The sequence below is a fragment of the Cellulomonas fimi ATCC 484 genome (genome assembly GCF_000212695.1).
Lineage (GTDB): Bacteria > Actinomycetota > Actinomycetes > Actinomycetales > Cellulomonadaceae > Cellulomonas > Cellulomonas fimi.
Genome location: NC_015514.1, coordinates 2,756,168 through 2,782,432, shown reverse-complemented (window position 1 = coordinate 2,782,432; position 26,265 = coordinate 2,756,168). Strand labels below are relative to the sequence as shown.

The following is a 26,265-nucleotide window of genomic DNA, read 5'->3' as shown; positions in this document are numbered from 1 at the left end:
AGCCGCCGACTCCGAGCCGCCGGGCTCAGACCGCGGCACGCACCGCCGTCCCGACGCTGCCCGGCATGGGACCCGTGCGGCCGCGCAGGCCGTCGACGAGACCGCGCAGCATGAGCGGGACGCGGCGACGCCGGGGCGCCACGGCGACCGTGTAGAACACGACGTACTTCGTGATCCACCACGCGTAGCCCCAGCGCCACCCCGCGGGCAGGGCGGAGGAGCGCACGAGCAGCACCGTGTTGCGGACCATGTAGTAGTTGCGCGGGATGGACTGCACGTGCACCGAGCGCTCGCGGCCGGGCACGTACCGCGGGTCCTCGCCCAGCTGGTGCTCCAGCTCGGCACCGACGACCGCGTACAGGCCGTACCCGGCGTTACGGGCGCGCACGCCCCACTCGAGGTCCACGTGGTCGATGAAGAACCCGTCGGCCATCGGACCGACCGCCTCGACGGCGGCCAGGTCCACGAGCGTGCCCGAGGCGATGAGGAAGGCGACCTCGACCATCCGGCCGTCCGTGGCGGGCAGGTCCGTGCGGCGCGGGCCGAAGCGCCGTGCGGCGTAGACGAACGCGGGCTCTCCGTCGCGGTCGTCGCTCGCGACGGCGCCGACCGCGGCGACCGGGCGGCCGTCGGGCGACGGCGATCCGATGGCCGTCACGAGCCGGTCGACCAGGTCGGGCTTCGGCAGCGAGTCCTGGTCGAGGAGCAGCACGTGCGTCGCGCCGAGCTCCCTCGCGTGGTCCAGGCCGACGTTCTGCGCGGTCGCGATGCCGTGGTTGGCGCCGAGCTCGACGAGCCGCGCGCCCGCGGACGCCGCGGCCGCGCGCAGGTCCGCCAGGACGGGCTCGGCGCTGCCGTTGTCGACCACGACCGTGTCCGCGACCTGCGGTCGCACCGCCTCGAGCAGCCGCCGGGTCTCGGCGACGTCGGGGCCGTACGTCACGACGACGGCGACGACGCGCACCGTCCCCGCGGTCACCGGTCGCGCAGCCCGGCGACGAACGCCTCGACGTCGGCGGCGACCGGGAGCAGGCCCTGCGCCTGCGCGTCCGCGAGCGACGGGGCCTCCGCGTCCTTGGGCGACAGCAGCGGCGTCAGGGGACGGCCGTCGCGGCCCTGCGTCGGCCACGCGATCGCGAGGTCGGCGTCCAGCGGGTGCACGCCGTGCTCGCGACCCGGCGCGTACGGCGCGGAGCACAGGTACAGCACGGTCGAGTCGTCCTCGAGCGACATGAACGCGTGACCCAGGCCCTCGGGCACGTAGATCGCGCGCCGGTCGACGTCGTCCAGCAGAACCGAGTCCCACTGCCCGAACGTGGGCGAGCCGACGCGGATGTCCACGACGACGTCCAGGACGGCGCCCCGCGCGCAGGTGACGTACTTCGCCTGGCCCGGCGGGACGTCGGCGAAGTGGATGCCGCGCAGCACGCCCGCCGCGGACACCGAGCAGTTCGCCTGCGCGAGGGTCAGGTCGTGGCCGACGGCCTCGCCGAACGCGGCGCCGGCGAACCACTCGAGGAACACGCCTCGGTCGTCGGCGAACTGGCGGGGGGTGATCTCGAGCGCGCCGGGGACGCTCAGCTCGCGTACCTGCATGGGGGGCATTCCTCCTGGGGTCGACGTCAGGGTAGTACGTCGCGACAGGCGCCCGGACGCGCGCCGGTCCAGCGGGCGGGGGCCGGATACCCTGCTGGGGGTTTGCTCACGACGGAGGGTGGTTCCATGAGGTGGTCGGTGGTCGGCGCGAGCGGGATGCTCGGCCAGGACCTGGTGGCGGTGCTGCGCGACGCGGGCGAGACGGTGACTGCGCTGGACCGTGACGAGGTCGACATCACCGACCTCGCCTCGGTGCGCGCGGCGCTCGTGGACGCGGACGTGGTCGTGAACACCGCGGCCTACACGGCGGTCGACCAGGCCGAGACCGACGAGGCGCGGGCGTTCGACGTGAACGCGACGGGGGTCGGCAACCTGGCGCGCGTGACGCGCGACATCGGTGCCCGGCTCGTGCACGTCTCGACGGACTACGTGTTCGACGGCCACGCGCAGACGCCGTACGACGAGGACGCGCCCCTCGCGCCCCGCTCCGCCTACGGGCGCACGAAGGCCGCGGGGGAGTGGGCGGTCCGCGCGGAGCAGCCCGACCACCTGATCCTGCGGACCGCGTGGCTGTACGGCGCGCACGGCGCGTGCTTCCCGAAGACGATCGCCCGGGTCGCGGCCGAGCGCGGCGGCCTCGAGGTCGTCGCGGACCAGGTCGGGCAGCCGACGTGGACGCGGGACGTCGCGGACCTGGTGGTGCGCCTCGTCGCCGCGCAGGCGCCGGCCGGCACGTACCACGCGACGTCGTCCGGCACCGCGACGTGGCACGAGTTCGCGCAGGCCGCGGTCGTGTCCGCGGGCATGGACGCCGCCATCGTGCGGCCGACGACGGCCGAGGCCTACGCGCGGCCCGCGCCGCGCCCGTCGTACTCCGTGCTCGGGCACGACCGGCTGCGCGCCGTGGGCGTCGACCCGATCGGCGACTGGCGCGAGCGGTGGGCGCAGGCCGCCGAGGGTGTGCTCGCGGGCTGACGAGCCCAGACGCGACGGGGCGGGACCGGAGGCGGTCCCGCCCCGTTCGCGTGTGCGGGCGCGTCAGCCGTAGAAGTACTCGAGGGTCCGCTTGAGGCCCAGCAGGAACAACCCGCCCATCGCCACGGCCAGCACGACGTTGACGACGAGCGGCGAGACGCGCCCGCGCGTGAACCGCTCGACGAGCAGGCCGGGCAGCGCGAGGATCGCCGGCAGCGCCAGGAGCGCGTACCGGCCCTGCAGCAGGTCGTTCTGGCCCGTCGAGGCGTAGTAGACCCAGGCGGCCGCGTACAGCGTCACGACGATCGCGGCGACGAGGGACGCGGGGATCGCGATCCGGACGTCGAGCGGCAGCTCCTGCGTGGCCAGGTCGTCCGCGGTGCGGACCGGCGCCGGCGCCTCGGCGACCGCCGTCCCCGTGGCCCCGGTGGTGCGGGGCGCGCCGAGCGCGCCCGGCGTCCCGGCCGTCCCGGTCGCCTCGGGGTCGGCGTCCCCACGGCCGGCCGCGCGTCGCCGGACGGCGACGACGACGACGAGGACCAGCCACGCCGCGATCGCCGCCAGCAGCGCGAGCAGGCCCGCGAAGACGAGCGACGGGATCGGCTCGGGGAACGGGATCCGGACCCAGCCGAAGTTGCCCCAGAGCTGGTCGGCCCACATCCGCTTCGCGGTCTCGCCGCCGACGCCGATCTGCGCGTCGACGAACGCCCGCAGCCCCCGGGCGCCGGCACCGTCCGGCACGCGCTGCGCGGGGATGTCGACGACCATCGCGACGACGCGCCACAACCCGTACGTCGCGACGAAGCCCAGCGTGACCAGCCCGGCCTCGCCGGCGAGCACGCGCCAGCTCCGCTCGCGGTGGCGCACCTTGCCGATGAGCCACCCGAGCGCGAGCGGGACCGCGACGGCTGCTCCGAACGGCTTGCCCAGCAGCGCGAAGCCGATGATCACGCCCGCGAGCAGCGCGAGCCACGGGGCTCGTCGTCGCCGCGCGAGCTCGAGGCCGAGCAGCAGCGCGCCGAACCCGCAGACGATCACCCAGGCGTCGTTGTTGACGATCGCGAACTGGTGCGCCGCCATCGGCTGCAGGACCCCGGCGAGCGCGAACGCGACCTGCGCGCCCGGACGCGCGGGGAACAGGCGCCGCGCGAGCAGGACGAGCAGCACCGCACCGGCGACACCGAGGGCGACGCTCCACAGGCGCGTCGCGGCGACCTGGGCGTAGATGTCGTCGCCGCCCAGCGGGTAGAACAGCGCCGCCGCGAGGTAGTACGGGGGCGGGTACGCCGCGGCCGGGCCGCCGCCGCCGCCGTCGGGCGACTCCTGCGCGACCTCGTCCTGCACCTCGCGCTCGCCCTCGGGCGTGTAGACGGGACGGTCGCCGGGCGCGGTCGCGGAGATGTTCACCGAGTCCTGCGCCGCGTGCAGGCGGTCGCTGTAGATGTCCTCGTTGTCCGCCTGGCCGGGCAGGGCCCGCTCCTCGGCGAGGAACTGCACGTTGGAGAAGTGCGCCGGCTCGTCCATGCCGCCGAACGTCGGCACCGCGGCGCTCCAGACGAGCCCGCGCACGAGCGCGAGCACCGCCACGACGACGAGGAACGCGCGCGGGCGGCGGGACACGAGCGTCGCGCCCGCGAGCAGCGCGCCGACGCTCGCCAGCGTCACCGCGAACGCCGCGGCACCGCCCCACGCGGGCCCGTAGGCGGCCATGCGGTCGCTCACCACGTCGAGCTGGTCCCACCAGCGCGCCTGCGGGTCGTACAGCGGGCGGACGTTCGCGCTGAGCTCGGTCTCCTCCTCGCCGAACCACGCGAGCGCCGCGTCGCCGTCGGGCTCGCCCGCCCACAGCGCGACGCCAGGGGTGTCGTCGGTGTCCACCCGTTCGACGACCACCTCGAACACGGTGCCCACGGGCTCGTCGCGCGGCTCGAACGTGAGCACGTCGACGGGGGTCGTGTCGGGCACCTCGGTGCAGGACAGCACGTCCGTCGCGACGACGGCACCGCTGGTGCGCTCGGCGTCGTCGCCGTCGTCCTCGTGCAGCGTGACCCGCACGTCGCAGTCCGCAGCGCCCAGGAACGTGCCGAACGTCAGCTGGACCGCCGTGAACCGGTCGTTCGACGTGGTGATCTGCTGCGCGACCCGGTCGCCGGGCTCGAGCTGCGGCAGGACGCCCGTGACGCGGACGTTGCTCGTGGTGTCGCCGACGAGCGTGCCGCCCGTGCGGGTCACGAGCACCGCGACCGTCGCGACGAACGCGAGGGCCACGAGCACGGCGACCACCACGGGGCGCAGGAGCACTCGTCGCAGCGCGGGCAGGGGGCCGCCGGGCGTCGTCATGTCAGGGGTGCTCCGCGGGTCGAGGTCGTCGTGCCGTCCGGTGCTCCGGGGCCAGGACATAGTACGGAGCGGCGCTGTGCCCCGGGGGCGGCTCCGGCGGCGACGTCAGTGCTGGCTGAGGCGGTCGTCCGCGCCGGGCGCGAGACCCGTCGGCGCGTCCTCGTCGGCGGGGGCCGGGGCCGGCGGCACCGGGGCCGCGGGCGCGCCGCCGCGCGCGGACTCGACCTCGAGGCGCAGCAGCGCGAGCTCCTCGGCGATCGTGCGCGTCTCCTCCTCGAGCGCGGACACCTCGGAGCTGAGCTGGATGCAGACCGCGAGCACGACCGCGAAGCCGGTGGCGAACAGCAGGTTGACGGGGGTCTCCACGCCGACGAGGTCCGACAGCCAGAACGCCAGCCCGGGGAAGACCGCCATGACCACGACCGCGACGGCCAGGGCCAGCCAGATGCCGACGTACTTCTCCCGGACCTTGCGCGTGCGCAGCAGCAGGAAGATGAGCACGACGAGCAGGACGCACAGCGCGATCGCGAACACGTAGCCGCTCATGCCGCGACCCCCTCGGCGACGACCGGCTCGCTCGGCCGGGACAGGGCGATGACCAGCGCGAGGACCGCGCGGACCAGGAAGATACCGGCCTTGACCGGGTTGTGCGACGGCCGCCCTCCGGCACGCTCGCGCATCGCGACGCCGACCTGGCGGATCCGCAGCCCGGCGCGCGCCGCGACCACGAGCGACTCGATCGTGTCGCCCAGGTACTCGGCGGGGTAGTTGGCGGCGAACAGCCGGATCGCCTGACGGTTGCACGCCTTGAAGCCGGACGTCGTGTCCGTGAGCCGCGTCCGGCAGACGCGCGAGAGCGTCGTGGACAGCACGCGCATCGACCACCACCGCGGGCCGCGCACCTGGTAGTCGCCGACGCCCGCGAACCGGGCGCCGATCAGCACGTCCGCCTCGAGCTCGTCCATCGACTCCAGGAGCGTCATGACCAGGCCGGGGTCGTGCTGGCCGTCCGCGTCGAGCTGCACCGTCCGGTCGTAGCCGGCCCGGAACGCGTACTTGTAGCCGGCGCGCATCGCCCCGCCCACCCCGAGGTTCACGGGCAGCTCGAGCACCTGGGCCCCTGCGGCCCGCGCGACGTCCGTCGTCCGGTCGGTCGAGCCGTCGTTGACGACGAGCACGTCCGCGTGCGGGACCTTCTCGGCGATCTCCCGGATGACGTGCCCGACGGTCGCCTCCTCGTTCCACGCGGGCACGATGATGAGCAGGGATCGCTGCGGCATGGCGCCACTGTACCGACGTGCACCGGTCGGTCCGGCGCGTCCGGGGTGCCGCGGGCGGACGGTACGATCGCACGGCCCGCCCCGGGGACGGGCGTCGTCGGCCCGGTGCGCGCCGACCCCACGACCGACGGACGGAGACGGATGGCCGACGCGCGGCAGACGCTGCGAGCCCGCACCTCGTCGCCCGTCGTCCCGGTCGGCGGCGGGCTCGTCGCCTTCGGTGTGGCCAACTTCGCGTTCCTCGCGCTCGCGGCGCGCGACCTCGGCCCGGCCGGGTCGGCTCCCGTGTCGGTGTTCTGGACGGTCGTCAACGCGTTCGGCATCGGCCTGTTCATGCCGCTCGAGCAGGACCTGGCGCGCCGCCTCGCCGCGGCGCGCGCTCGCGGCGGGACCGGACGCGTCGGCCGTGCGCCGCTGCTGTACACGCTGGGCGCGCTCGCCGTCGTCGCGCTCGTCCTGCTGCTCGCGGGCGGGATGCTCGGCCGGGTCGTGCTCGACGGCCAGTCCGGGCTCGTGTGGGTCGTGCTCGCCGCGCTCGCCGCGCAGGCCGTCGCGTACGCGACCCGCGGGCTGCTCGCGGGCGAGGCCTCCTTCGGCCGGTACGGCGTGCAGCTCGCGGTCGACGGCGCCCTGCGGACCGCGGGCTCCGCGGTCCTCGCCGCGACCGGGAACGGCACGGCCGTCGGGTACGCGCTCGTCCTGGTCGCGGCGCCCGTGCTCGCGTCGGTGCTCGCCCTGCTGGGTCGCCGGCCGCGCGGGGTGACCACGGCGGAGCCGTCCGCGGAGGGGCAGTCCCGGGTGCCGTTCGGCGCGCTCGTCTCGGTGTCGCTGCTCAGCCAGGTGCTCGCCAACGCCGGCCCGATGCTCATCGCGTGGCTCGCGGAGCCGGGCGACGAGGCGATGGCCGGCCGTTTCGTCGCGGCCGTGACGGTCGCGCGGATCCCGCTGTTCGCCTTCGCGGCCGTGCAGGCCGTCGTCCTGCCCGCGCTCGCGGCGCGTGCCGCGGCGGGTGACGTCGCCGGGTTCCGCGCGACCACCCGGCTCGCGGTGCTCGGCACCGCCGGGCTCGGCGCCGTCGGTGCGCTCGGCGTCCTCGCGATCGGCCCGTTCGCGCAGGTGCTGCTGTACGGCCAGGACTTCGCCGTGTCCCGCACCCTGCTGTTCCTGATCGCGGCGTCCGGCGCGTTCTTCATGTTGGCGCAGGTGATGGCGATCGTGCTGCTCTCGCGCGGGGACGACTGGGCGGCCGCGGTCGGCTGGGGCGTGGGCGTCCTCGCGCTCGGGCTCGGCTTCCTCGTGCCGACGGGGCTCGCGGAGCAGGTCGCGCTCGCGCTGTGCACCGGGGCCGCCGCCGCCGCGGTCTGCCACGCGGTCCGGGTCCGGACCACCCTGCGTCGATGGGAGCCAGCACCGTGACCAGCGCACCGGCCGACCTCACGGTCGTCGTCCTCGCGTACGGCGACGAGCCGTACCTCGGCGCGGCCGTCGGCGCCGCCCTGGACTCGCGCGACGTCTCGCTGCGCATGGTCGTCGTCGACAACGGGTGCACCACCGACGCGGTCGAGCGGCTCCCCGACGACCCGCGCGTCACGGTGCTGCGTCCCGGTCGGAACCTCGGCTTCACCGGGGGTGTCGACCTCGGCGCGCGGGACGTCACCACGCCGTACCTCGCGCTGCTCAACAGCGACGCCGTGCCGCGGCCCGACACGTTCGCGCGCCTGGTCGCGACGCTGCGCGACGAGCCGGACGTCGGCATCGCCGGGGCGCTCGTCGTGCTCGCCGACGAGCCGCAGACCGTGAACTCGGCCGGCAACCCGCTGCACGTCCTCGGGCTGTCGTGGGCCGGCTCCATGGGCACGCCCGCGGCCGACGCCGCCGGGGTGCGGGACGTCGCGTCCGCGTCTGGCGCGTGCCTCGTCCTGCCGACGGCCTGGTGGCGCGAGCTGGGCGGCTTCCCCGTCGAGTACTTCGCCTACCTGGAGGACCTCGAGCTCGGCTGGCGCACCTGGCAGCACGGCCGCCGCGTGGTCGTGGTCGGCGAGGCGGTCGCCGCGCACCACTACGAGTTCGGGCGGTCGCCGCTCAAGATGTACCTCGTCGAGCGGAACCGGCTGCTGCTCCTCCTCACGACGATGCAGCGCAGGACGCTGCTCCTGCTCGCGCCGCCGCTGCTCGCGTTCGAGGCGGCGATCGCCCTCGTCGCGGTCCTGCAGGGGTGGGGCCGGGCCAAGGTGCGCGGCTGGGGCTGGGTGCTGCGGCACGGCGGCTGGATCCGCGCGCGGCGGCGCGTCGTGCAGGGCTCGCGCACCGTGCGCGACCGGGACCTCGCGCACCTCATGACCGACCGGTTCGAGCCGGCCCAGATGCCGCTGCCCGCGTCGGCTGCGCCCCTCGAGCGCGTCCTGCAGCTGTACTGGCGAGCGGTCCGCCGCGCCCTCTGACCCGGGCGCCGGTCACGGGTCCCTGCCGGCAGGCCGGCGGGGACCCGCGCCGCGTCAACCGACCGTGACCGTGCGGCAGCCGAGCATCGTGTTCGAGCCCGCCGTCGTGTTGATGGCCCACACGCACACGTTCCGGCTGCCCGGTGCCGCGGGCATCGTCGTCGTGAAGCCGTGCTTGTCGCCCTTGCCGAAGGCCGCCCCGACGTCGGTGCGCACCGTGTCCGCGAGGAACGCGGACGACGCCGTGTCGACGTACATGTGCACCGGGATCGGGTCGGTGGTGTCGGGGTCGAGCGCCCAGCCCGACGCCGTGACCGTCCCGTCGGGGTTCACCGTGACCGAGTCGAGGAAGCCCGTGGGGGCCTGGTTCACGGCGGGCTGCGGCACGGTCACCGTCCGGCAGCCCAGGTGGGTGTTGGCACCGCCGCCGGTGTTGATCGCCCACAGGCACACCGAGCGGGTGCCCGGAGAGGCCGTCATCGACGTCGTGAAGCCGTGCTTGTCGCCCATCCCGAAGGCCGCCCCGACGTCGGTGCGCACCGCGTCCGCGAGGAACGCGGTCGACGCGGAGTCGACGTACATGTGCACGGGGATCGGGTCGGTCGTGTCGGGGTCGAGCGCCCAGCCCGACGCCGTGACCGTGCCGGATGCGCCGACCGTCACGGAGTCGAGGAACCCCGTCGGTGCCCGGTCGGGCAGCGGCGAGACGACGGTGACGGTGCGGCACCCCAGGAGCGTGGTGTCGGCGGTCGTCGCGTCCTTGGCGCGCACGCACACCGACCGCGAGCCGGGCAGCGCCGGGAACGTCAGGACGAAGCCGTGGTTGTCGCCCTTGCCGAACGCGGCGCCGACGTCCTTGCGCACGCCGTTGGCGAGGTAGGTGCGCGTCGTGCCGTCCACCGCGACCTCGACCGTGAGCGGCGCGGTGGTGTCGGGGTCCAGGGTCCAGCCGGCGGCGGTGATCGTGCCGTCCGCGTTGGCCGTGACCGAGTCGAGGAAGCCCGTCGGGACGGCGTTGGGGGCGGCCGACGGCACCGTGACCTGACGGCACCCGAGCATCGTGTTGGGTCCCGCGGTCGCGTTGATCGCCCACAGGCACACCTGGTGCGTGCCCGGCGGTGCCTGCGCGGTCGCGGTGAAGCCGTGCTTGTCTCCCTTGCCGAACGCGGCGGCGATGTCGGCGCGCGGCGCGTCGGCGAGGAACGCCTTCGAGGCCGTGCCGACGTACATGTGCACGGGGATCGACGCGGTCGTGTCGGGGTCGAGCGCCCAGCCGGAGGCCGTGATCGTGCCCGACGCGCTCGTCGTGACGGAGTCGAGGAAGCCGGTGGGGGAGGCGTTCGCCACCGTGACGCTGCGGCAGGCGATGAGGGCGTTGCCGCCGCCGCCCCAGTCGTTGATCGCGTAGACGCACACCTGCCACGTGCCCGGCGTCGCCGGCACCGTCGCGGTGAACCCGTGCCTCGACCCGCGCTGGAAGGGTGCGACGAGGTCGGGCCGCTCGCCGTCGGCGACGAAGGCGTACGACGCGGGACCGACCCAGACGTGCACCGGGATCGACGCGGAGGTGTCGAGGTCGAGCGCCCAGCCCGAGACCGTGATGCTCTCGGACGTCGTCGTCACCGAGTCGAGGAACCCGGTGGGGAGACGGTCGACCGTCGGCCCGAACCAGTCCGTGAAGTAGTTCCAGAAGTTGCGGTTGCCGTAGGACGAGCAGCCGTCGCCCGTGCCGTACCCGGCCGCGAGAGCGGCACCGTTCGGCTGGTACGGCGTGTAGTTGTAGAGGCTCGCCGTCGCCTGGTTCTGGATGAACACCGGGGACGTGCCGCACGCGCTGTTCGGGTGGTAGCGCACGTTGTTCAGCTGGCCGGCCCGGTGGCTGTACCGCGTGGGGTTGTTCGCGTAGTTCCGGAGCTGCGACGCCGCGGAGTACACCTGGTTGAAGAAGCCGTAGTAGAGGCTGTTGCACGCCGCCGTGTCGGGACAGCCGAAACCCATCGCCGAGCGGTACCGGGTGGGCGTCAGGCTCGAGCCCGACGCCGTCACGAGCCCCTGCTCCTTCTGCAGCGTCGCAAGGATGACCTGCGGGTTGATCCCGCACGCCTCGGCGACCTTCGTGATGATCTGCGCCGCACTCTCGTTCGCGGCCCCCTGGTACGGCTTCGTGCACCGCGCGTCGGCGGCCCGCGACGACGTCGACTCGGTGTACTGGCGCAGGCACGGCGTGCCGTCGGCCGCGGGCACGCAGCGCGCTCCCTTGGTGTCGAGGAACGACTGCACCGCGCCCGCCGACATCGTCCGGGAGTCGTAGAACAGCGCGTCGCTGATGATGAGGCCCGGGTCGAACCGGCTCAGGTCGGCGGCGGCCGCCGGCCGGGCGGGCAGCGCCACGAGCGCGAGCGACGCGAGCAGTCCGAGCACCGCCAGGAGGGCGGCACGGTGCGGGGCGAGGCGTGTGCTCACGGGACGTCGATCTCCACCTGCTTGCTGGTCCCCGAGCTCGTGGGGCTGTCGTAACTCAACTCGGCATCCCAGCGGCCGTTCGTGAGCCTTTCGCGCGGCACGTCGACGGTGCCGCACGAGGTCGTCGTCGCGTCCGGCCACGCCTCCTGCGCGACCTCGACGACCTCGGTGCCGCGCGTGAGCCGCGCCGTGCACGTCCCGCCGGGCTCGACGAGCTGCACGTACCCGACGAGCTGGACCGTGCGGGTCGACTCCGACCAGCCCGCGGACGTGAGCACGACCTCGAGGCCCGGGCCCGGCTCCACCGGCGCGGGCTCGGCGGGCGGAGGTGCGTCCGGGACCGCGGGGTCCGTGACGGTCGGGGACGGCGTCGGGGTCACCGCGTCGACCGGGGTGGCCGACGCCGTGACGGTGGGCGTGCCCGTCGCGGTCGACGGCGCGCTCGCACCGGGGGAGGCGCTGCACGCGGCGAGGGTCGCGGCGGTCAGCACGGCCAGGGCCAGCGCGCGGCGGCGGACGGACGAAGGCACGGCGAGGCTCCCGGGTTCGGCGGACGGTCTCCTCACGGTACGGCGGGTGCACGGTCGCGCCCGTCCGCCGCGCCCCGTGTCGCCGGGGACGATCCGGACATCGCCTCAGCGCGCGGCTGCGGCGCCCGTCATCCAGCGGCGCAGCACGTCCTGGTGGACGCGGTGCACACCCACGGGGAGGGGCGTGCGGGGCAGGGCCGCGAGCCGGGGGTCCGACGACTGCACGGCCTGGTGGCGCTGGTGCACGGTCGTCGGCGTCGAGGCCTGCACGATGTGGGTGCGGCGGTGCACGACGCTCTGCACGAGGCGCGCGACCTCGCCGACCGTCGTCGTGCGGTGGCTCGCGAGCACGCGCGTCACGGGTGCGCCGGCCGGCTCGGTGCGTGCGACGTCGAGCAGGGTGTGCACGAGCGCGCCGGCGTCGTCGGCGTAGAGGTAGTCCCGCGTCGTGTCGAGCGGCACGTGCAGCGTGATCACGCCGCCGCGCACGGCCTCGAGGCACATCGAGCTCACGAGGCCCTGACGCTTGGCCAGGTTCTGGCCGGGCCCGAACAGCGTGGAGAGGCGGGCGACGGCGAGCCGCGGACCGTCCGGGGCGACGAACACGTCCCGCAGCGCGTCCTCCTGCCGGAGCTTCGCGACCGCGTAGGGGCTCACGGGACGGGCGGCGTCGCTCTCGTCGTACAGGCGGGGCTGTGCGCCGAAGACCGCGGCCGACGACGCGAACAGGAACGTGCCGTCGGGGTCCGGCTCCTGCGCGACGAGCCCGGCCAGGCGCAGCAGCGTCGACTCCTGCGCGAGGAGCTCGCCGGGGTCCGAGGAGACGACCCCCGTGCCCGCGGCCCACACGACCCCCCACGGCCGCCCCGGCTCGCGCTGCCGCCGGAACTCGGCGAACGCGTCGGCGAGCGCCGCGTCGACGAGGCCCGCGGTGTGCCAGGGCACGGGCGCCGCGCGGTGCACGCGCGTGCCGGGCGGGCGGCGCCGCACGACGGCCGAGCCGAGCAGCCCGCCGGCCCCGACCACCCACAGATCCACGGGTGTGCTCAGCGCGCGCGCGGGCCGTCGCGCCGGACGCGCACGAACGAGTCGGACATCGCGACGTACAGGGGTTTGCCCATGGACATCCCGGCCGCCATCCCGACGTACTCCGCGATGACGCCGAGGGACAGCAGCGTGACCCCGCCCACGAGCAGCACGACCACGACGATCGTCGTCCAGCCCGCGACGTCGGTGGTCCCCACGATGCGCTGCACGACGAGGACGACGGCGTACACGAGGCCGAGCGCGGCGGTGAGCACGCCGAGCCCGGACACCAGGCGCAGCGGGCGGTTCCCCGTGGACAGCACGAGGCGCCAGAAGTGCGACAGGAGCCGGCGCAGGCTGTAGCCGGCGGCCTCGCGCCCCTCGGTGCGCAGCGCGGTCGGGCAGGTCGCCGTCGCGCCGATCACCCACGCCAGCGCGATGTCGAGGTACACGCCGGGGCCGCAGTACGCGGCGACCGCACGCGCGTGCTCGCCGTGGATCGCGCGGAAGCTGTGGAACGGCACCGCGGACGGGCCGGTGAGCGCGCGCAGCACGACACCCTTGGTCAGGCGCGACGCGAGGTTGCGGAACGCGGAGTGCGGCGCGGCGTTCGTCGGCTGCGCGTAGACGAGCGCGGCCCGCTGGTCGTACGCCGTGTCGACGAGCCGGGCGACGTCCGCCGGGTCGTGCTGACCGTCCTCGTCCATGGTGACGACCCAGTCGCCGCGGGTCACGGCGATCCCGGCGACGGTCGCGGGGTGCTGGCCGAAGTTGCGCGAGAGCCAGACGGGCCGGACCCACGGATGGGCGGCCGCGAGGTCGCGGATGACCGCGTCGCTGTCGTCGGGGCCGTTGTCCCACACGAGCACGACCTCCGCGACGACCAGGGGGCGACCCCCGGGCGACACGAAGGGGGTCGCGAGCGGCGCGAGCTCCTCGACGACCCGCGCGAGCGTGTCCGCACCGCGGTAGACGGGGATGACGACGCTGATCTGCGCGGGGTCCGCGGTGGGCGTCTCGACGGCGCTGGGCGCCTCGGCGGGGCCGGTCATGCGGGGGTCTCCTCGGCCCGGTGGGCGTGACGGCTCCGGAACACGAAGCGACTGTACAGGAGGTAGTTCCAGACGGCGGCGACCCCGATGGCCAGGGTCTTCGCCACCGCTCCGACGACTCCGACGTGGGCGACGCCGAGCCCGTCGAGCGCCGCCGTCACCCCGAGGATCACGGCAGGCTGGATGACCCAGATCCCGATCCCGGCGACGAGGACGAAGCGCGCGACCTGCCCGCGCCGACCGCCCGTCGAGCGGAACACGAAGCGGCTGTTGCCGAGGAAGCTGACGATCAGCCCGGCCGTCGTGGAGATGAGGTTCGCCAGCACCGGCGCGGTGCCGAGCGCGAACAGCAGCACGTACACGCCGAAGTCGACGAGCGTGTTGATGACGCCGACCGAGGCGAACCGGGCCAGCACGGAGCCCTGCACGAACGTCCGCACGCGGTCGACGTGCCGGGAGGTGGGCGACGTCATGCGGGGCGTCCCGCACGGTCGGGTGCACGCCCGGTGCCGGGTGCGTCGCCGGTGGGTGCGTCGGTGCCGGTCGCGTCGGTGCGGGGCGCGTCGGTGCCGGTCGCGTCGGTGCCGGGTGCGTCGGCGGCGGTCGCGCGGCGACGCCGGGCGGCGAGCACCGTGAGCGCCGTCCAGCCGACGACCCCCGCGAGGCCCGCCGCGAACATCAGCCACGCGGCCCGCATGCCGGGCAGCGCGTACGTCGCCGTGAGCTGCCACCGGCCGGCCGGGAGGTCGGTGACCAGCTGGCCGCCGTCGCCCGCGCGCACCGGCAGCGTCCGGCACGCGCCCTCGTCCGCGGGGCACGCCTCGACCCGCCAGCCGTCGTAGTACGCCTCGTTGAACGCGACCGTCGTCGCGCTGCCCGCGTCGACGTCGTAGACGAGCTCCGGCGACGGCGAGTAGGACACGGGCCGCACGTCGAGCGACCCGCACGTCCCCTCCTGCACGCACGTCTCGGTCACGGCGGCGTCGGGCAGCGCGTCGCCGTCCGTCGCCACGACGAGCCCGGGCGCGAGCCAGAACGCCCACGCGTCCGGCCGGGTCCGGTCGTCCTGCAGCGAGGCGAGGATCTGCTCGAACGTCGGGGTGCCCTTCAGGTTGGCGTACCCGTCGACCGACAGGCCGCCGGAGTAGAAGACGCGGCCGCTGCCGTTGCTGAAGACGTCGAAGACCGTGGGGGCGATGTCCGTCGGCACCGCGTGCGTGCGCGCGGGGCGCTGCTCGGCGGACAGGTCGGCGGGGCGGGACGCGATCACGTCGGCGACGGGTGCGCCGAAGACGACCTGCTCGATGTCGGCGCGCGACACCGACCACGGCGTGGGAGTGCCGTACGCCCACAGCAGCCCGGACACCGCCGCGACGACGGGCACGGCACCGACCACCACGCGCAGGCGACCGGCGAGCAGCGGGCGGCACGCGAGGACGAGCAGCACCGCGGACGCCGCGAGCAGGGCGGTCTGCGCGCCCCAGTCGGTGAGTCGGAAGGGTCCCGCGGCGCCGATCACGGCCGCCGTCACGACGAGCACGCCGAGGGCGACGAGGCGGCCGCGGCCGAGGGGTGCGTCCGTCACGGCGGTACCCGCCGTGCCGGCCTCCCGCGCGCGTCGCCGCGTGAGGATCTCGTCGATCCCGACCGCGGCGAGCACGACCACGACGAACAGCACGAAGGGCTTGAAGTCGGAGAACCGGAACCGGCTCACGTCGAGCCCGGGGAGCTGCGCCACGAGCCCCGACCAGGGCGTGCCCGGGGCGCCGAGGACGACGGCCACGGCCCCCGTCGCGGCGGCGACCCGCGCCAGGGGGCGGCGCCAGGCGACGAACGCCGCCGCGGCCAGCGCGGGAGCGGGCAGGAACAGCGACCGCATCGTCACGTCGTTCGGGATCGTGTTGTCGGCGTACGAGAACCACAGCGTGCCGAGCATGGTCCACGACCACGCCGAGACGTCGCCGTCGCCCGGCACGCCCGCGCCGCGCGCGAGGAACGCGGGCACGAACCGCAGCGCCGTCATGAGCACCGCCAGCCCGCCCGCGACCGCGAGGGGCAGGAGGTGGTCGCGGAGCGCGGGCCTGCTCGTGACCTGGTGCAGCACGACCCACGTGAGCCCGACGTACAGCGTCGCGATGAGGATCCCGGGGTACGTGCCGAGCAGCGCCTGCCACAGGAGCAGGACCGCGACCGCGGGCGCCCAGGGCCGGCGCCAGGGCCAGCGCGGCGACGTCACGAGCAGCACCCAGGGGAGCCACGCGTACGCGCGCATGATGTCGAGGTGCGAGGCGTTGGAGTAGAAGCCCGCGGCGAAGTGCCACAGCACGAGCGCGGTGAGCGCCGCCGCGGGACGCAGCCGCCAGGCGCGCGCGAAGACGTACGCCCCGACCGCGCCGAACGCGACGTGCAGCGCCGACAGGACCGCGGCGGCGTGCTGGTCGAACAGGCCGAGGAGGTTCATCGCGCCGACCGGCAGGTAGAACGAGCTGTTCTGCAGGTTGACGACGCCGGGGTAGCCGCCCCAGAGGTACGGCAGCCACGCGACGGGGCGGAAGAACCCGCCGTCGTGCCACCACGCGAACGCCTCGGTCGTGTAGTGGCTCTGGAAGTCCCACGGCGGCAGCGTCGCGCCCGTGTAGTACCGGGCGAACGTCAGGACCTGCAGCGCGACGACGACCGCAGCGACCACGGCCGCCTCGCGCACGCCAACGGGCGCGCGCAGGACGGCGCCGCGCACGGTACGCCAGGCGCCGCGCGCGCGGCCCGCGCCGGCGGCGGCGCCGACCGGCCCGCCACCGTCCACGCCGGTGGCGGGGTGCGTCATCGGCTGGCGGGGTCGGCCAGCAGGCCGAGCAGGTAGGAGCCGTAGCCCGACTTCACGAGCTTCTCGGCGCGGTCGCGCAGCTCGTCGTCGGACAGGAAGCCGCGGCGCCACGCGACCTCCTCCGGCGCGCCCACCTTGAGCCCCTGCCGGTGCTCGATCGTCCGGACGTAGTCGGACGCCTCGAGCAGCGAGTCGAAGGTGCCCGTGTCGAGCCAGGCGGTGCCGCGGGGGAGGACCTCGACCTGCAGGCGGCCCTGCTCGAGGTAGGTGCGGTTGACGTCCGTGATCTCGTACTCGCCGCGCGCGGACGGCTCGAGGTCCCGGGCGATCGCCACGACGTCGTTGTCGTAGAAGTACAGGCCGGGGACGGCGTAGGAGGACTTGGGCTGCGCGGGCTTCTCCTCCAGCGAGAGCGCCCGGCCCTCGTCGTCGAACTCGACGACGCCGTACGCCGTCGGGTCCGCGACGCGGTAGGCGAACACCGCACCGCCGTCGATGTCGGAGAACCGCTGCAGCTTCGACCCGAGCCCGGGCCCGTAGAAGATGTTGTCGCCGAGGACCAGCGCGGCTCCCTCGTTCCCGACGAAGTCGGCGCCCAGCACGAACGCCTGCGCCAGCCCGTTGGGCTCCGCCTGCACCGTGTAGCTGATCGAGATGCCGAACTGCGAGCCGTCGCCGAGCAGACGCTGGAACTGCTCCGCGTCGTGCGGCGTGGTGATGACCAGCACGTCCCGGATGCCCGCGAGGATCAGCGTGGACAACGGGTAGTAGATCATCGGCTTGTCGTAGACCGGGACGAGCTGCTTGCTGACGCCGAGGGTGATCGGGTGCAGCCGGGTGCCGGACCCGCCCGCCAGGATGATTCCGCGCATGGCGAGATAGTGTGTCCTATCTGCGCCGCATCTCCTACTCCGCGCGTCCCGCCCGGAGCGTGACCGCCGGTCAGGCGGTCGGCAGGCCGGGTTCCAGCCGGTCGAGGTCGACCCGCTCCGTCCCCACCAGCCGCTCGCGTGCGTCCGCGTCCTGCCGCAGCCGTCCGGCCGCACCGGACGAGGTGAGCACCACGGAGCCGTCGCACGCGAGCACGCCGAGGGTCGTCACCACGGTCTGCGCAGCGCCGGCCGCGGCGGTCAGCACCCGCGACCGCTCGGGCACGTCGGCCGAGCCGACCGCGTGCGCGAGGAGGTCGCCGTGCGTCACCGGCGCGCCGTCGGCGAGGAGCGCCGCCCGCTGCGGCTCGACCGCGGGCACCCAGCCGAGCGCGTCCCCGTACGTCATGACGGAGGCGGCACCGTCGAGCGCGCCCGCGGGCAGGTCGTCGACGCGGCGCGCGAGGGCCGGCAGCGCGAGGGCGACGACGGCGGCGCGGCGGGCGTCGTGACGGCCCGGGCGGTCCGTGACGACGACGTCTGCCGCAGGGGCCTCGCCGGTGCCGACGGTCGCGCCGCAGCGCCAGGCCGCGAGCGCCCACAGGACGGTCCGCCAGTGCCCCGGCAGGTCGAGCAGGACGACCGTGCCGGGTCCCGCGTCCAGCTCCTCGACGAGGAGGTTCGTCGTCTTGCTCACCCAGTTGTCGAGGACCGCCCCGGAGAGCTCGACGCGCTCCCCGTCGTCGCCGTACCAGGTGATCCGGGGGCGTCCCGGCTCGCGGGTGAGGAGGGCCGTCAGGTCGGCGATGGTCGTCGCTGGCACGGGCTCAGAGTAGGCGCGACACGCCGTCTTCACCCGTGTGCCACAAGATCACCCCGACATATCCGGGCAACTACCACGGCTCCGCTTGACGCCCTCGAACGACACGCGTGTAATTCCTTAGAAGAGATTCATGGAGCGAGCACCACGACGCGGCCCGGGGCCGGAGCCGCACGCCGAGCCTTGATCGAGACGCACGAAACACCCCGCACGGAGGCACGCCATGTGGCACCTGCTCGACGACGACGACGAGTCCTTCCCCTCCGACGCGCACAAGCCTGCCGCTCCGGCGTCCAACGTGCTGTCCCTCTTCGGCGCGCCCGAGGACGACGGTCCCATGGGGTGGCAGGAGCGCGCGCTGTGCGCGCAGACGGACCCCGAGGCGTTCTTCCCCGAGAAGGGCGGCTCGACCCGCGAGGCCAAGCGCGTCTGCACCGGGTGCGAGGTCCGCGCCGAGTGCCTCGAGTACGCGCTGGCGAACGACGAGCGGTTCGGCATCTGGGGCGGCCTGTCCGAGCGTGAGCGCCGCAAGCTGAAGCGCCGCGTCGTCTGACGAGTGTCGCTCCCGGGCTCCTCGGGGGCCGGACGGCAGGATGACCGGAGCATGACCGAGACCCTCCCGCCCGTGGACCTGCCCACGACGACCGCCTCGATCCCGGTGACGACACCGGTGACCGCGGTCGTGGTGACGCGCGGGCGCACGCGCTACCTCGAGCCGACGCTCGCCGCGCTCGCCGCCCAGACGCGGCGACCCGCGCGCGTCGTGCTCGTCGACGCCTCGGACGGCGAGCCTCTGGACGGTGTGCTCGAGGCGATCTTCGCCCGCCACCCGGGCAGCCCGCGGCCCGTGCTGACCGCGGTCCGTGCACCGGGCGCCCGCACCTTCGGGCACGCCGTGCGCGCCGCGCTCGCGGACGACGCGAGCCGCCCCGGCGGCGGACCGACGCCGTGGCTGTGGCTCCTGCACGACGACAGCGCCCCCGCGCCCGACGCCCTCGCCGAGCTCGTGCGGGCGGTCGGGCACGCGCGGTCGGTCGCGGTCGCGGGCGCCAAGCAGCGCACGTGGACCGACCCCGAGCGCCTGCTGGAGGTGGGGCTGCGCACGTCGCCCGCGGGCCACCGGCTGACGGACGTCGCCCCCGGCGAGCTCGACCAGGGACAGCTGGACGCGCGCGAGGACGTCCTGGGCGTCGGGCTCGCCGGTGCGCTCGTGCGCCGCGACGTCTGGGACGAGCTCGGCGGCACCGACCCGGCGCTCGGACCGTTCGGCGACGGCGCCGACCTGTCGCGGCGGGCGCGGCTCGCCGGTCACCGCGTGGTCGTGGTGCCGTCCGCGGTGGTCCGGCACGCGCAGGCGGGCTACCTCGGGCTGCGGGGTGCGAGTGCTCCCGACCCGCGCGACCTCGACGGGGACGGGCTCGACGACGCGGGCGACCCGCGCCGGTCCTACGCGGCGCGGCGACGGGCCGCCGTGCACCAGCGGCTCACGGGCGTGGCCCTCCCGGTCGTCCCGGTCGTCGCGCTCGTGGTGCTCCTGACCGGGCTCGTGCGGGCGCTCGTGCGGCTCGGCGCGAAGCAGCCGGGGCTCGCGGTGGCGGAGCTGCGCGCACCCCTGGGGGCCCTGCTGCGGCCGGCGGCCGTCGTCCGTGCCCGCGCGACCGCCCGACGCACACGTCGGCTGCCGCGGCGCACGCTGCGGCCGCTCCAGGCGCGCTGGCGGGACGTCTGGGCGCTCGACCGGGACCGGCGCCTGACGCGCGCCGAGGCCCGGCGGGTGGTGCGGGCGCCGTCGGAGCTCGAGCTGCGCGAGCTCGCGGCGCTCGCGACGCGCCGGCGGGCGACGCTCGGGGTGCTCGTCGCCGTGCTGGCCGTCGTGACCGCGGTCGCGCTCGGGCCGCTCGTCGGTGCGAGCGCCGGCGGCGCGAGCCTCGTCGGCGGGGCGCTGCTCGGCACGGGCGCGGACCTGGGCGGGCTGTGGCGTTCCGCGACGTCCGGGTGGGTCCCGGGCGGGCTCGGTGCCGCCGGGCCCGCGGACCCCCTCCTCACGGTGCTCCTGCTGCCCACCGCCGCGACGGGGTCGGCGGCCGTGGCCGTCGCCGTGCTGCTGCTCGGCGGCGTGCTGCTGTCCGGCCTCGGGGCGTGGGCCGCGGCGGGTGCGGCGACGCGGTCCGTGGGCGTGCGCGCCTGGGCCGCCGTCGTGTGGGCGGGTGCGCCCGCTCTGCTGCTCGCGCTCGGCCAGGGGCGGCTCGGCCCCGTCGTCGCGCACGCCGTGCTCCCGTGGGTCGTCCTCGGAGTGGCGCGCGCGGCCGGTGTGCAGCGCGTCGACCAGGTGCTGTCCGGGCTCGTGACGGCTCGTGCCGCGGACGACGACGGGGACGACGACGTGGACGACGTCGACCAGTCGGGGGTCGACACCCCGGTCCGTGGCGTGCCGACCGTCCCGACGCAGCGCGTCGCGCCCGGCGTGGGCGCCGTGCCGGAGGACGCGCGGCTCGTCGGGGCGTCCGACCCGACCGGCTCGATCACGGCTGCCGCTGCGGCGGCGCTCGCGTTCGCCGTCGTCGTGGCCGGTGCGCCGGCGCTGCTCGTGCCCGGTGTGCTCGCGCTGCTCGTGGTCGCGCTCGGCGCCCCGCGTCGTCGCGGCCGGCTGCTGCTGGTGCCGGTGCCCGCGCTCGTGCTCGCCGGGCCGCTGCTCGCGGAGGCCGCCGCCCGGGGCCTCGGCGGCTGGCGCGTGCTCCTCGCCGACCCGGGGCTGCCGCTCGCGGTCGACCCGGCCGACCCGGTCGCGCGCCTCCTGGGGCTGCCGAGCCCGGCGGACGCGCTCGTCCCGGCGCCGCTCGACGGCGGCCTCGCGGTCGCGTGGCCCCTGCTCCCGGGGGCGGTGCTGCTCCTGCTCGCCCTGCTGGCCCTGCTGCGCGGCCGCCCGGTCGCCCGTGCGGTCCGCGTCGCGTGGGTCGTCGCGGCACTCGGGCTGGCGTCCGCGACGGTCGGCGCGACCCTGGTCGTGGCGCTCGACGGCGGCCGGCCGGCGCACGGCTGGGCCGGTCCGGGGCTGTCGCTGGCATGGGCGGGCCTCCTCGCCGCCGCGGTCATCGGCGTCGACCGCTTCCGTGCGCGCCTCGGTGCCGCGTCGTTCGGCTGGCGCCAGCCGGTCGCGGCCGTCCTGACGCTCGTCGCGGTGCTCGCCCCCACGGTGTGGCTCGCCGGCTGGGCGTGGCAGGCGCGCGCGGGCGACGCCGTCACGGTCCGTGCGCTCGAGCGCGCGGTGGTGCCCGCGGTCGGCCAGCAGGCGCAGCTCTCGCCGCTCGCGTCCCGCGTGCTCGCGCTCGAGGTGGCCGCCGGCGGTGACCCGGTCGTCGGCTGGCAGCTGCTGCGGGACGACGGTCCGCGGCTCGACGACGTCGGCGCGACCCCGGCCACGCGGTCCGTCGACGGCGACCTCGAGACGCCGCTCGCCGCGGGTCGGGACGAGGCGACCGCCGAGGTCGACGCCCTGGCCGCCCGCCTCGCGTCGGGATCCGGCGGGGACGTGGCCGGCGAGCTCGCCGGCCTCGCGGTCGCCGCGGTGCTCGTCCCGTCGCTGCCCGAGGCGGACGACGCCGGGACCGCGCGCGCCGCACGGGCGCAGCGCGACGACCTCGTCGGGCGGCTCGACTCGACCCCGGGTCTCGAGCGCGTGACGCAGACCCCCGCCGGCACCCTGTGGCGCGTGCGGGCGACGGCACCGGCCGGAGCGGTCCCCCCGGTCGTCGTGCCGTCCTGGGCGCGGCTCGTCCCGGTCGGCGCGGACGTCACCGACCCGGCCGTCCCGGCGGTCGCCGTGGAGTCCACGGACCGGGCCGTCGACACGACCGTCGCCGCAGCCGACGGCCCCCGCACGCTCGTGCTGGCCGAGCGTGCCGACGCACGGTGGCGGGCCTGGCTCGACGGTGCGCCGCTGCGGTCCGTCGACGTGGGGTGGCGGCAGGCGTTCGAGGTGCCGGCCGACGGTGGCGAGCTCGTGGTACGCGTCGACGCGCCCGACCGCACCGCCTGGCTCGTGGCGCAGGGGCTCGTGCTGCTCGTCACCGGCCTGCTCGCCCTGCCCGTGCGCCGCCGCAGGGGGCGGTCATGACCGACGGCGCGACGACGAGCGGGGGATCGGTGCAGGAGCGCACCTGGCGTGGACGGCTGGCACGCAGCGGGACGGCGGTCGCCGTCGTGGGGCTCGTCGCCGCGGTCGTCGTCGCCGGGGGCCGGGCGCCGGCGGACGGCGGCGTCGACGGTGCGACCGGTCCGGGCACCGTGACCGTCCCGCCGTCGGCGACGACGCTCGTGTGCGCGGGCCCGCTGATCCTGCCCGACGACGCGGGCCGAGGTGACTCCGCGTTCGACCCGACCCCCGTCGACCCGGAGACGGGTGCCGCCGTCGTCGCGTCGACGCACGGCGGTGGCACCGTCACGAGCCTCGACGGCTCGCAGGAGGTCGGCGACCTGTCGACCTCGACCGAGGCGCTCGTGGTCGACGACGTGACCGCGCCGCTCGTCGTGCGCGCCCTCCCCGAGGGCGACGCGGCGGCCCGGGTGGGCGCCGTGAGCAGCGGGCTGGTCACCGCGGGCGACCTGCGCGGGCTGTCCGCGGCGTCGTGCAGCCAGGCGGTCGCGGACGCGTGGCTCGTGGGCGGCGCGACGGACCTCACGAGCACCGCGCAGCTCGTGCTCGCCAACGCGGGCAGCACGCCGGCCGAGGTGACGCTGGAGATCTGGGGGCCCGCGGGGCCCGTCGACCTGACGGGCGAGCACTACCTCGTCGCCCCGGGCACGCAGCGTGTCGTGCCGCTCGGGGGGATCGCGGCCGAGCAGCGCCGGCTCGCGGTGCACGTCGCGACGACGGGCGGCCGCGTGGCGGCGCACGTGCAGGACTCGGCCCTCGACGGGTTCACGCCCGCCGGCACGGACCTCGTGGTCCCGGGGGCGGCCCCGTCGAGGCGTCAGGTGGTGCCCGGCGTGTCGACGCTCGCGAGCGAGGTGGGCGACGAGGACGCCGGGGCGCTGCGCCTGCTCGTCCCGGGGGACGTCGCGACGTCCGCGAGCGTGAGCGTGCTCGGGCCCGACGGCGCCGTGGCCCTGCCGGGTGCCCAGGACCTGGAGCTCGTCCCCGGCGAGGTCACCGACGTCCCGCTCGGGGGCCTGCCTGCGGGCGCGTGGACCGTGGTCGTCGACGCCGCGGAGCCGGTCGTCGCGGCGGCCGTGGTGTCCCGGCCCGGCGAGCCGGGCGAGCTCGACGACGTGCCCGCCGTGGAGCGCGCCTGGGCGCCCTCGGCGACGCCCAGCGACGGCGGGGTCGTCGTCGTGCCCGACGGCACGTCCGGCACGCTCGTGCTGACCGGCCTGCCGGAGGCGGGTGGCGACGCCGACTCCGTCGAGGGTGGGGCGTCCACGTCCGCCACGCTGCGGCTGCTCGGCGACGGCGGCACGGTCCTCGCCGAGCGTCGGGTGACCCTCGCCGCGGGCACGACGGGCGCCTGGCGGCTCGACGCACTGCTCGAGGGCGAGGACGTGCTCACCGCCACGTCCCAGCTCGCGCAGGAGACACGGGCCGGGACGGTGCGGGCGGTGGACGTCGAGGTCGGTGGCGGCTCGCTCGCGTGGGCCGTCGTCGCGGAGGTGACCCGCACCGACGGCGTGCTGCTCTCGGTGCTCGCCCCGGTGCCCGCCGCGAGCGGCGTCGCGGAGGTCGCGGTCCAGCAGGACGAGCGGCTCGGCACGCGCTGACTCCGGGGACCTGCACGCGTGACGGTGCGTCGCGCGCGCGTCAGCGGGCGGCGCGCAGCTCCGAGCGCTCGCGGAGGCGCAGCCCCAGCGTGACGGCCGTGCGGACCGGCCACTGGTAGGGGTGCGGGTACCGGCGGCCCACGTACCGGGCGGCGCTCGCGTGGTGCGCCGAGATCATCCGCGCGGGCCGCTCCCGCCACGAGGTCCCGCCGACGTGGGTCACGCGCGCGGCGGGCACGTACACGTTGCGCCACCCGGCGCGGCCCAGCCGGTCGCCCAGGTCGACGTCCTCGAAGAACATGAAGTACCCGTCGTCGAACCCGCCGACGGCCTCGAACGCCTCCCGGCGCAGGAGCAGGCACGCACCCGACAGCCACCCCGCGTCGCGCCCGTCGCCCGTCGTCTCGTTCTCGGCGCGGTACGCGCGCGTCCAGGGGTTCCCCGGCCAGACCTTGCCGAGCAGCGCGTGGCCGGCGCCCTGCGTGAGCGAGGGCAGGGCGCGCGCCGACGGGTAGACCGTGCCGTCGGTGTTGAGCAGCGCCGGGCCGAGCGCACCGGCGTCCGGCTGGGCCGCGCCGGCGGCGAGGAGCGCGTCGAGGGAGCCGGGCGCCCACTCCAGGTCGGAGTTGGCGACGACGAGCCACGGCGCCGTCGTCCCCGTGGCGCCCAGGTTCGCCCCGCCCCCGTAGCCGAGGTTCGCCCCGCTCTCCATGAGCCGGGCGCCGTGCCGGGCGGCGACGTCCCGGGCGACCGCGTGGTCGTCGCCGTTGTCGACGACGACGAGCTCGAGGGGGGAGGTCGTCGCACCGGCGAGCGTGCGGGCGAACCGCTCGAGCTCCTCACCGGGGTGGTAGACGACGCAGACGACTCGGACGAGGGGCGTGGTGGTGCTCATCGTCGGACAGGCTAGTGGTCCTCGCCGTACCCCGGGTCCACGTCCTCCGGGTCCCGGTCGAGCATGTGGGCGACCTGCTCGACGACGACGTCGCGCACCAGGTCGGCGAGGTCGCCGGGGTCGGCGGCGCGCGACTCGACGGGCCGCCGGTAGACGACGATCCGGGCGGGCAGGCCGGCGTCGGCGGGGAAGTACCGGCCGAGCGGGACGCCGCCGCTCTCCCACGGTGCGGGGTCGGACGGCGGGACGTCCTCGACCGCGAACTCGGTGCCGTCGAGCTGCCGGCGCCAGCGCCGCTCAAGCCGCTCGACGGCGTCGAGGACGAGGTCGTCGAAGCGCTCGGCGCGCGTCCGGTACGCGGGCATCGTGGACGGCATGAGCGGACCGCGCGGGCCGCGGCCGCGCCGGTCACGACGCCGCACGGGCTGGACTGCGCCCTCGACGCCCGCGGGGTGCCCGCCGCCACGCCGTCCGGGGACGCCGCGGTGGCCCGGGGGCGACGGGTGGGCCGAGGAGTGCGAGGGGCCCTGTGACGTCACGGGAGCACTGTAGTCCGGCCCGCTCGGGTCGATCGGCCCGCACGCCGCGCCGTCGCGGCGACCGCGTCGCACGGGGGACGGGGGCGGCGAGCACCGTCCGCCGGGTGGTGCGGGGGCGCGGCGCGGCGTGGGGGACGCCGGGTGTCGCCGTCGGGCGGTACGGTCAGCCCGTGAGATCCGTCCGGCAGTGCTCGCGCACGGCGTGCGGCCGTGCCGCCGTGGCCACGCTGACCTACGTGTACGCCGACCAGACCGCCGTGCTGGGTCCGCTGGCGCACCACGCCGAGCCGCACTCGTACGACCTGTGCGTGGAGCACGCCGAGCGTCTCACGGCCCCGCGCGGCTGGGAGGTCGTGCGTCTGACGCCGGACTTCACCCCTGCGGCACCGAGCCGCGACGACCTTCTCGCGCTGGCCGACGCCGTCCGGGAGGCGGGCCGTGGTCGCCAGACGGCGCCCGCGCCGGCGCCCGAGCCCGTGGCGGACGCGCTGGCCGACGCGCCGCGCCGGGGCCACCTGCGGGTGCTGCGGGGCGAGGGCTGAGGTGCCGCGACGTCGGGGGGAGTCGGGCCGCCGGGACGCGCGGCCCGCGGAGCCGCTGGGGTCGCTGAGCCAGGCCGGAGGCCCGGTAGCGCCCGGGACGGAGGCGTGCCAGCAGTGCGGCGAGACGAACCTGACCCGGATCCGGATGACGCTCGCGTCGGGACGGCCGGCGGTGTTCGTCTCGTGCCCGTCGTGCGAGCGGACCGGCTGGTTCGCCCTGGACGGGGACGGCACGCCGCTGCCGCGCGACGAGGTCGTGCCGGGCGACGACCGCTGAGCCGTCCGCGCGTGGCCTGCCTCACGTCCGCCGGTGGTCGTC

23 protein-coding genes are annotated in these 26,265 nt (G+C 76.0%); 8 read left to right on the top strand and 15 right to left on the bottom strand.

Annotated elements, in window-relative coordinates; translation table 11 throughout:
- Positions 1 to 25: 25 nt before the first annotated feature.
- The gene (locus CELF_RS12660) at positions 26 to 979 is read right to left on the bottom strand and encodes a glycosyltransferase family 2 protein (RefSeq protein ID WP_013771658.1); all 954 of its coding nucleotides are present in this window, start codon (positions 977 to 979) and stop codon (positions 26 to 28) included.
- Positions 976 to 1,596, bottom strand: coding sequence for a dTDP-4-dehydrorhamnose 3,5-epimerase family protein (locus CELF_RS12655; protein ID WP_013771657.1), 621 nt, complete (start codon positions 1,594 to 1,596; stop codon positions 976 to 978). Before CELF_RS12655 ends, CELF_RS12660 begins: the two co-directional genes overlap by 4 nt.
- Before the next feature lie 126 nt (positions 1,597 to 1,722).
- Here CELF_RS12655 and rfbD point away from each other — a divergent pair, with 126 nt between their 5' ends.
- Positions 1,723 to 2,571, top strand: coding sequence for a dTDP-4-dehydrorhamnose reductase (rfbD, locus tag CELF_RS12650; protein ID WP_013771656.1), 849 nt, complete (start codon positions 1,723 to 1,725; stop codon positions 2,569 to 2,571).
- Positions 2,572 to 2,634: 63 nt separating this feature from the next.
- Here rfbD and CELF_RS12645 read toward each other — a convergent pair whose 3' ends face one another.
- From CELF_RS12645 to CELF_RS12635, 3 genes are all read right to left on the bottom strand, one after another.
- A complete protein-coding gene (locus CELF_RS12645; RefSeq protein ID WP_041553493.1) occupies positions 2,635 to 4,911 on the bottom strand; it encodes a DUF2142 domain-containing protein in 2,277 nt (758 codons plus the stop codon).
- A 105-nt stretch (positions 4,912 to 5,016) separates the two neighbouring features.
- Complete coding sequence (locus CELF_RS12640; protein ID WP_013771655.1) at positions 5,017 to 5,457, bottom strand: DUF2304 domain-containing protein; 441 nt, start codon at positions 5,455 to 5,457, stop codon at positions 5,017 to 5,019.
- A complete protein-coding gene (locus CELF_RS12635) occupies positions 5,454 to 6,191 on the bottom strand; it encodes a glycosyltransferase family 2 protein (RefSeq protein WP_013771654.1) in 738 nt (245 codons plus the stop codon). Before CELF_RS12635 ends, CELF_RS12640 begins: the two co-directional genes overlap by 4 nt.
- 141 nt (positions 6,192 to 6,332) lie before the next feature.
- Between CELF_RS12635 and CELF_RS12630 the strand changes: the two genes are divergently transcribed.
- The gene (locus CELF_RS12630; RefSeq protein ID WP_013771653.1) at positions 6,333 to 7,607 is read left to right on the top strand and encodes a polysaccharide biosynthesis protein; all 1,275 of its coding nucleotides are present in this window, start codon (positions 6,333 to 6,335) and stop codon (positions 7,605 to 7,607) included.
- Positions 7,589 to 8,632 carry a glycosyltransferase gene (locus CELF_RS12625; RefSeq protein ID WP_041554267.1) on the top strand — a complete coding sequence of 348 codons (1,044 nt, stop codon included), beginning with the start codon at positions 7,589 to 7,591 and terminating at the stop codon, positions 8,630 to 8,632. The genes CELF_RS12630 and CELF_RS12625 overlap by 19 nt, the downstream gene beginning before the upstream one ends.
- Positions 8,633 to 8,686: 54 nt before the next feature.
- Here the strand turns inward: CELF_RS12625 and CELF_RS19565 are convergent, their stop codons facing one another.
- The 8 genes from CELF_RS19565 to CELF_RS12585 all read right to left on the bottom strand — a co-directional run bounded on the left by CELF_RS19565 (position 8,687) and on the right by CELF_RS12585 (position 18,219).
- Positions 8,687 to 11,095: a hypothetical protein gene (locus CELF_RS19565; protein WP_013771651.1), complete on the bottom strand. Its 2,409-nt coding sequence runs from the start codon at positions 11,093 to 11,095 to the stop codon at positions 8,687 to 8,689.
- Positions 11,092 to 11,625 (bottom strand): hypothetical protein, encoded by a 534-nt coding sequence (locus tag CELF_RS12615; RefSeq protein ID WP_013771650.1) that lies wholly within the window; start codon positions 11,623 to 11,625, stop codon positions 11,092 to 11,094. Before CELF_RS12615 ends, CELF_RS19565 begins: the two co-directional genes overlap by 4 nt.
- A 105-nt stretch (positions 11,626 to 11,730) precedes the next feature.
- Positions 11,731 to 12,663 (bottom strand): NAD-dependent epimerase/dehydratase family protein, encoded by a 933-nt coding sequence (locus CELF_RS12610; protein ID WP_013771649.1) that lies wholly within the window; start codon positions 12,661 to 12,663, stop codon positions 11,731 to 11,733.
- Between the two features lie 8 nt (positions 12,664 to 12,671).
- Positions 12,672 to 13,703 carry a glycosyltransferase gene (locus CELF_RS12605; protein WP_013771648.1) on the bottom strand — a complete coding sequence of 344 codons (1,032 nt, stop codon included), beginning with the start codon at positions 13,701 to 13,703 and terminating at the stop codon, positions 12,672 to 12,674.
- Positions 13,700 to 14,176 carry a GtrA family protein gene (locus CELF_RS12600; RefSeq protein ID WP_013771647.1) on the bottom strand — a complete coding sequence of 159 codons (477 nt, stop codon included), beginning with the start codon at positions 14,174 to 14,176 and terminating at the stop codon, positions 13,700 to 13,702. The genes CELF_RS12605 and CELF_RS12600 overlap by 4 nt, the downstream gene beginning before the upstream one ends.
- Positions 14,173 to 16,527, bottom strand: coding sequence for a hypothetical protein (locus tag CELF_RS12595; RefSeq protein ID WP_013771646.1), 2,355 nt, complete (start codon positions 16,525 to 16,527; stop codon positions 14,173 to 14,175). The genes CELF_RS12600 and CELF_RS12595 overlap by 4 nt, the downstream gene beginning before the upstream one ends.
- Positions 16,524 to 17,399 (bottom strand): glucose-1-phosphate thymidylyltransferase RfbA, encoded by an 876-nt coding sequence (rfbA, locus tag CELF_RS12590; protein WP_013771645.1) that lies wholly within the window; start codon positions 17,397 to 17,399, stop codon positions 16,524 to 16,526. Before rfbA ends, CELF_RS12595 begins: the two co-directional genes overlap by 4 nt.
- Positions 17,400 to 17,469: 70 nt before the next feature.
- Entirely contained in the window at positions 17,470 to 18,219 is a 750-nt protein-coding gene (locus CELF_RS12585) for a TIGR03089 family protein (protein WP_041553486.1), read from the bottom strand.
- 220 nt (positions 18,220 to 18,439) lie between these two features.
- Between CELF_RS12585 and CELF_RS12580 the strand changes: the two genes are divergently transcribed.
- Genes CELF_RS12580 through CELF_RS12570 form a run of 3 tightly spaced genes read left to right on the top strand, consistent with a single transcriptional unit; the run spans position 18,440 to position 23,970 of the window.
- Positions 18,440 to 18,769, top strand: a complete 330-nt coding sequence (locus CELF_RS12580; RefSeq protein WP_013771643.1) for a WhiB family transcriptional regulator — start codon at positions 18,440 to 18,442, stop codon at positions 18,767 to 18,769.
- Between the two features lie 51 nt (positions 18,770 to 18,820).
- The gene (locus CELF_RS21380; protein WP_013771642.1) at positions 18,821 to 22,330 is read left to right on the top strand and encodes a glycosyltransferase; all 3,510 of its coding nucleotides are present in this window, start codon (positions 18,821 to 18,823) and stop codon (positions 22,328 to 22,330) included.
- Positions 22,327 to 23,970 carry a DUF5719 family protein gene (locus CELF_RS12570; RefSeq protein ID WP_013771641.1) on the top strand — a complete coding sequence of 548 codons (1,644 nt, stop codon included), beginning with the start codon at positions 22,327 to 22,329 and terminating at the stop codon, positions 23,968 to 23,970. Before CELF_RS21380 ends, CELF_RS12570 begins: the two co-directional genes overlap by 4 nt.
- Before the next feature lie 40 nt (positions 23,971 to 24,010).
- On the opposite strand, the gene CELF_RS12565 is transcribed toward CELF_RS12570, so the two are convergent.
- Together CELF_RS12565 and CELF_RS12560 are read right to left on the bottom strand one after the other, a co-directional pair.
- On the bottom strand, positions 24,011 to 24,865 hold the full coding sequence (locus tag CELF_RS12565; protein WP_013771640.1) for a glycosyltransferase family 2 protein: 855 nt from the start codon (positions 24,863 to 24,865) through the stop codon (positions 24,011 to 24,013).
- 11 nt (positions 24,866 to 24,876) lie between these two features.
- Positions 24,877 to 25,404 (bottom strand): metallopeptidase family protein, encoded by a 528-nt coding sequence (locus tag CELF_RS12560; protein WP_244851190.1) that lies wholly within the window; start codon positions 25,402 to 25,404, stop codon positions 24,877 to 24,879.
- Between the two features lie 170 nt (positions 25,405 to 25,574).
- Between CELF_RS12560 and CELF_RS12555 the strand changes: the two genes are divergently transcribed.
- Both CELF_RS12555 and CELF_RS12550 read left to right on the top strand, forming a co-directional pair.
- Entirely contained in the window at positions 25,575 to 25,946 is a 372-nt protein-coding gene (locus CELF_RS12555) for a DUF3499 domain-containing protein (protein WP_013771638.1), read from the top strand.
- A 1-nt stretch (position 25,947) separates the two neighbouring features.
- Entirely contained in the window at positions 25,948 to 26,223 is a 276-nt protein-coding gene (locus tag CELF_RS12550; RefSeq protein WP_013771637.1) for a hypothetical protein, read from the top strand.
- Positions 26,224 to 26,265: the final 42 nt, after the last annotated feature.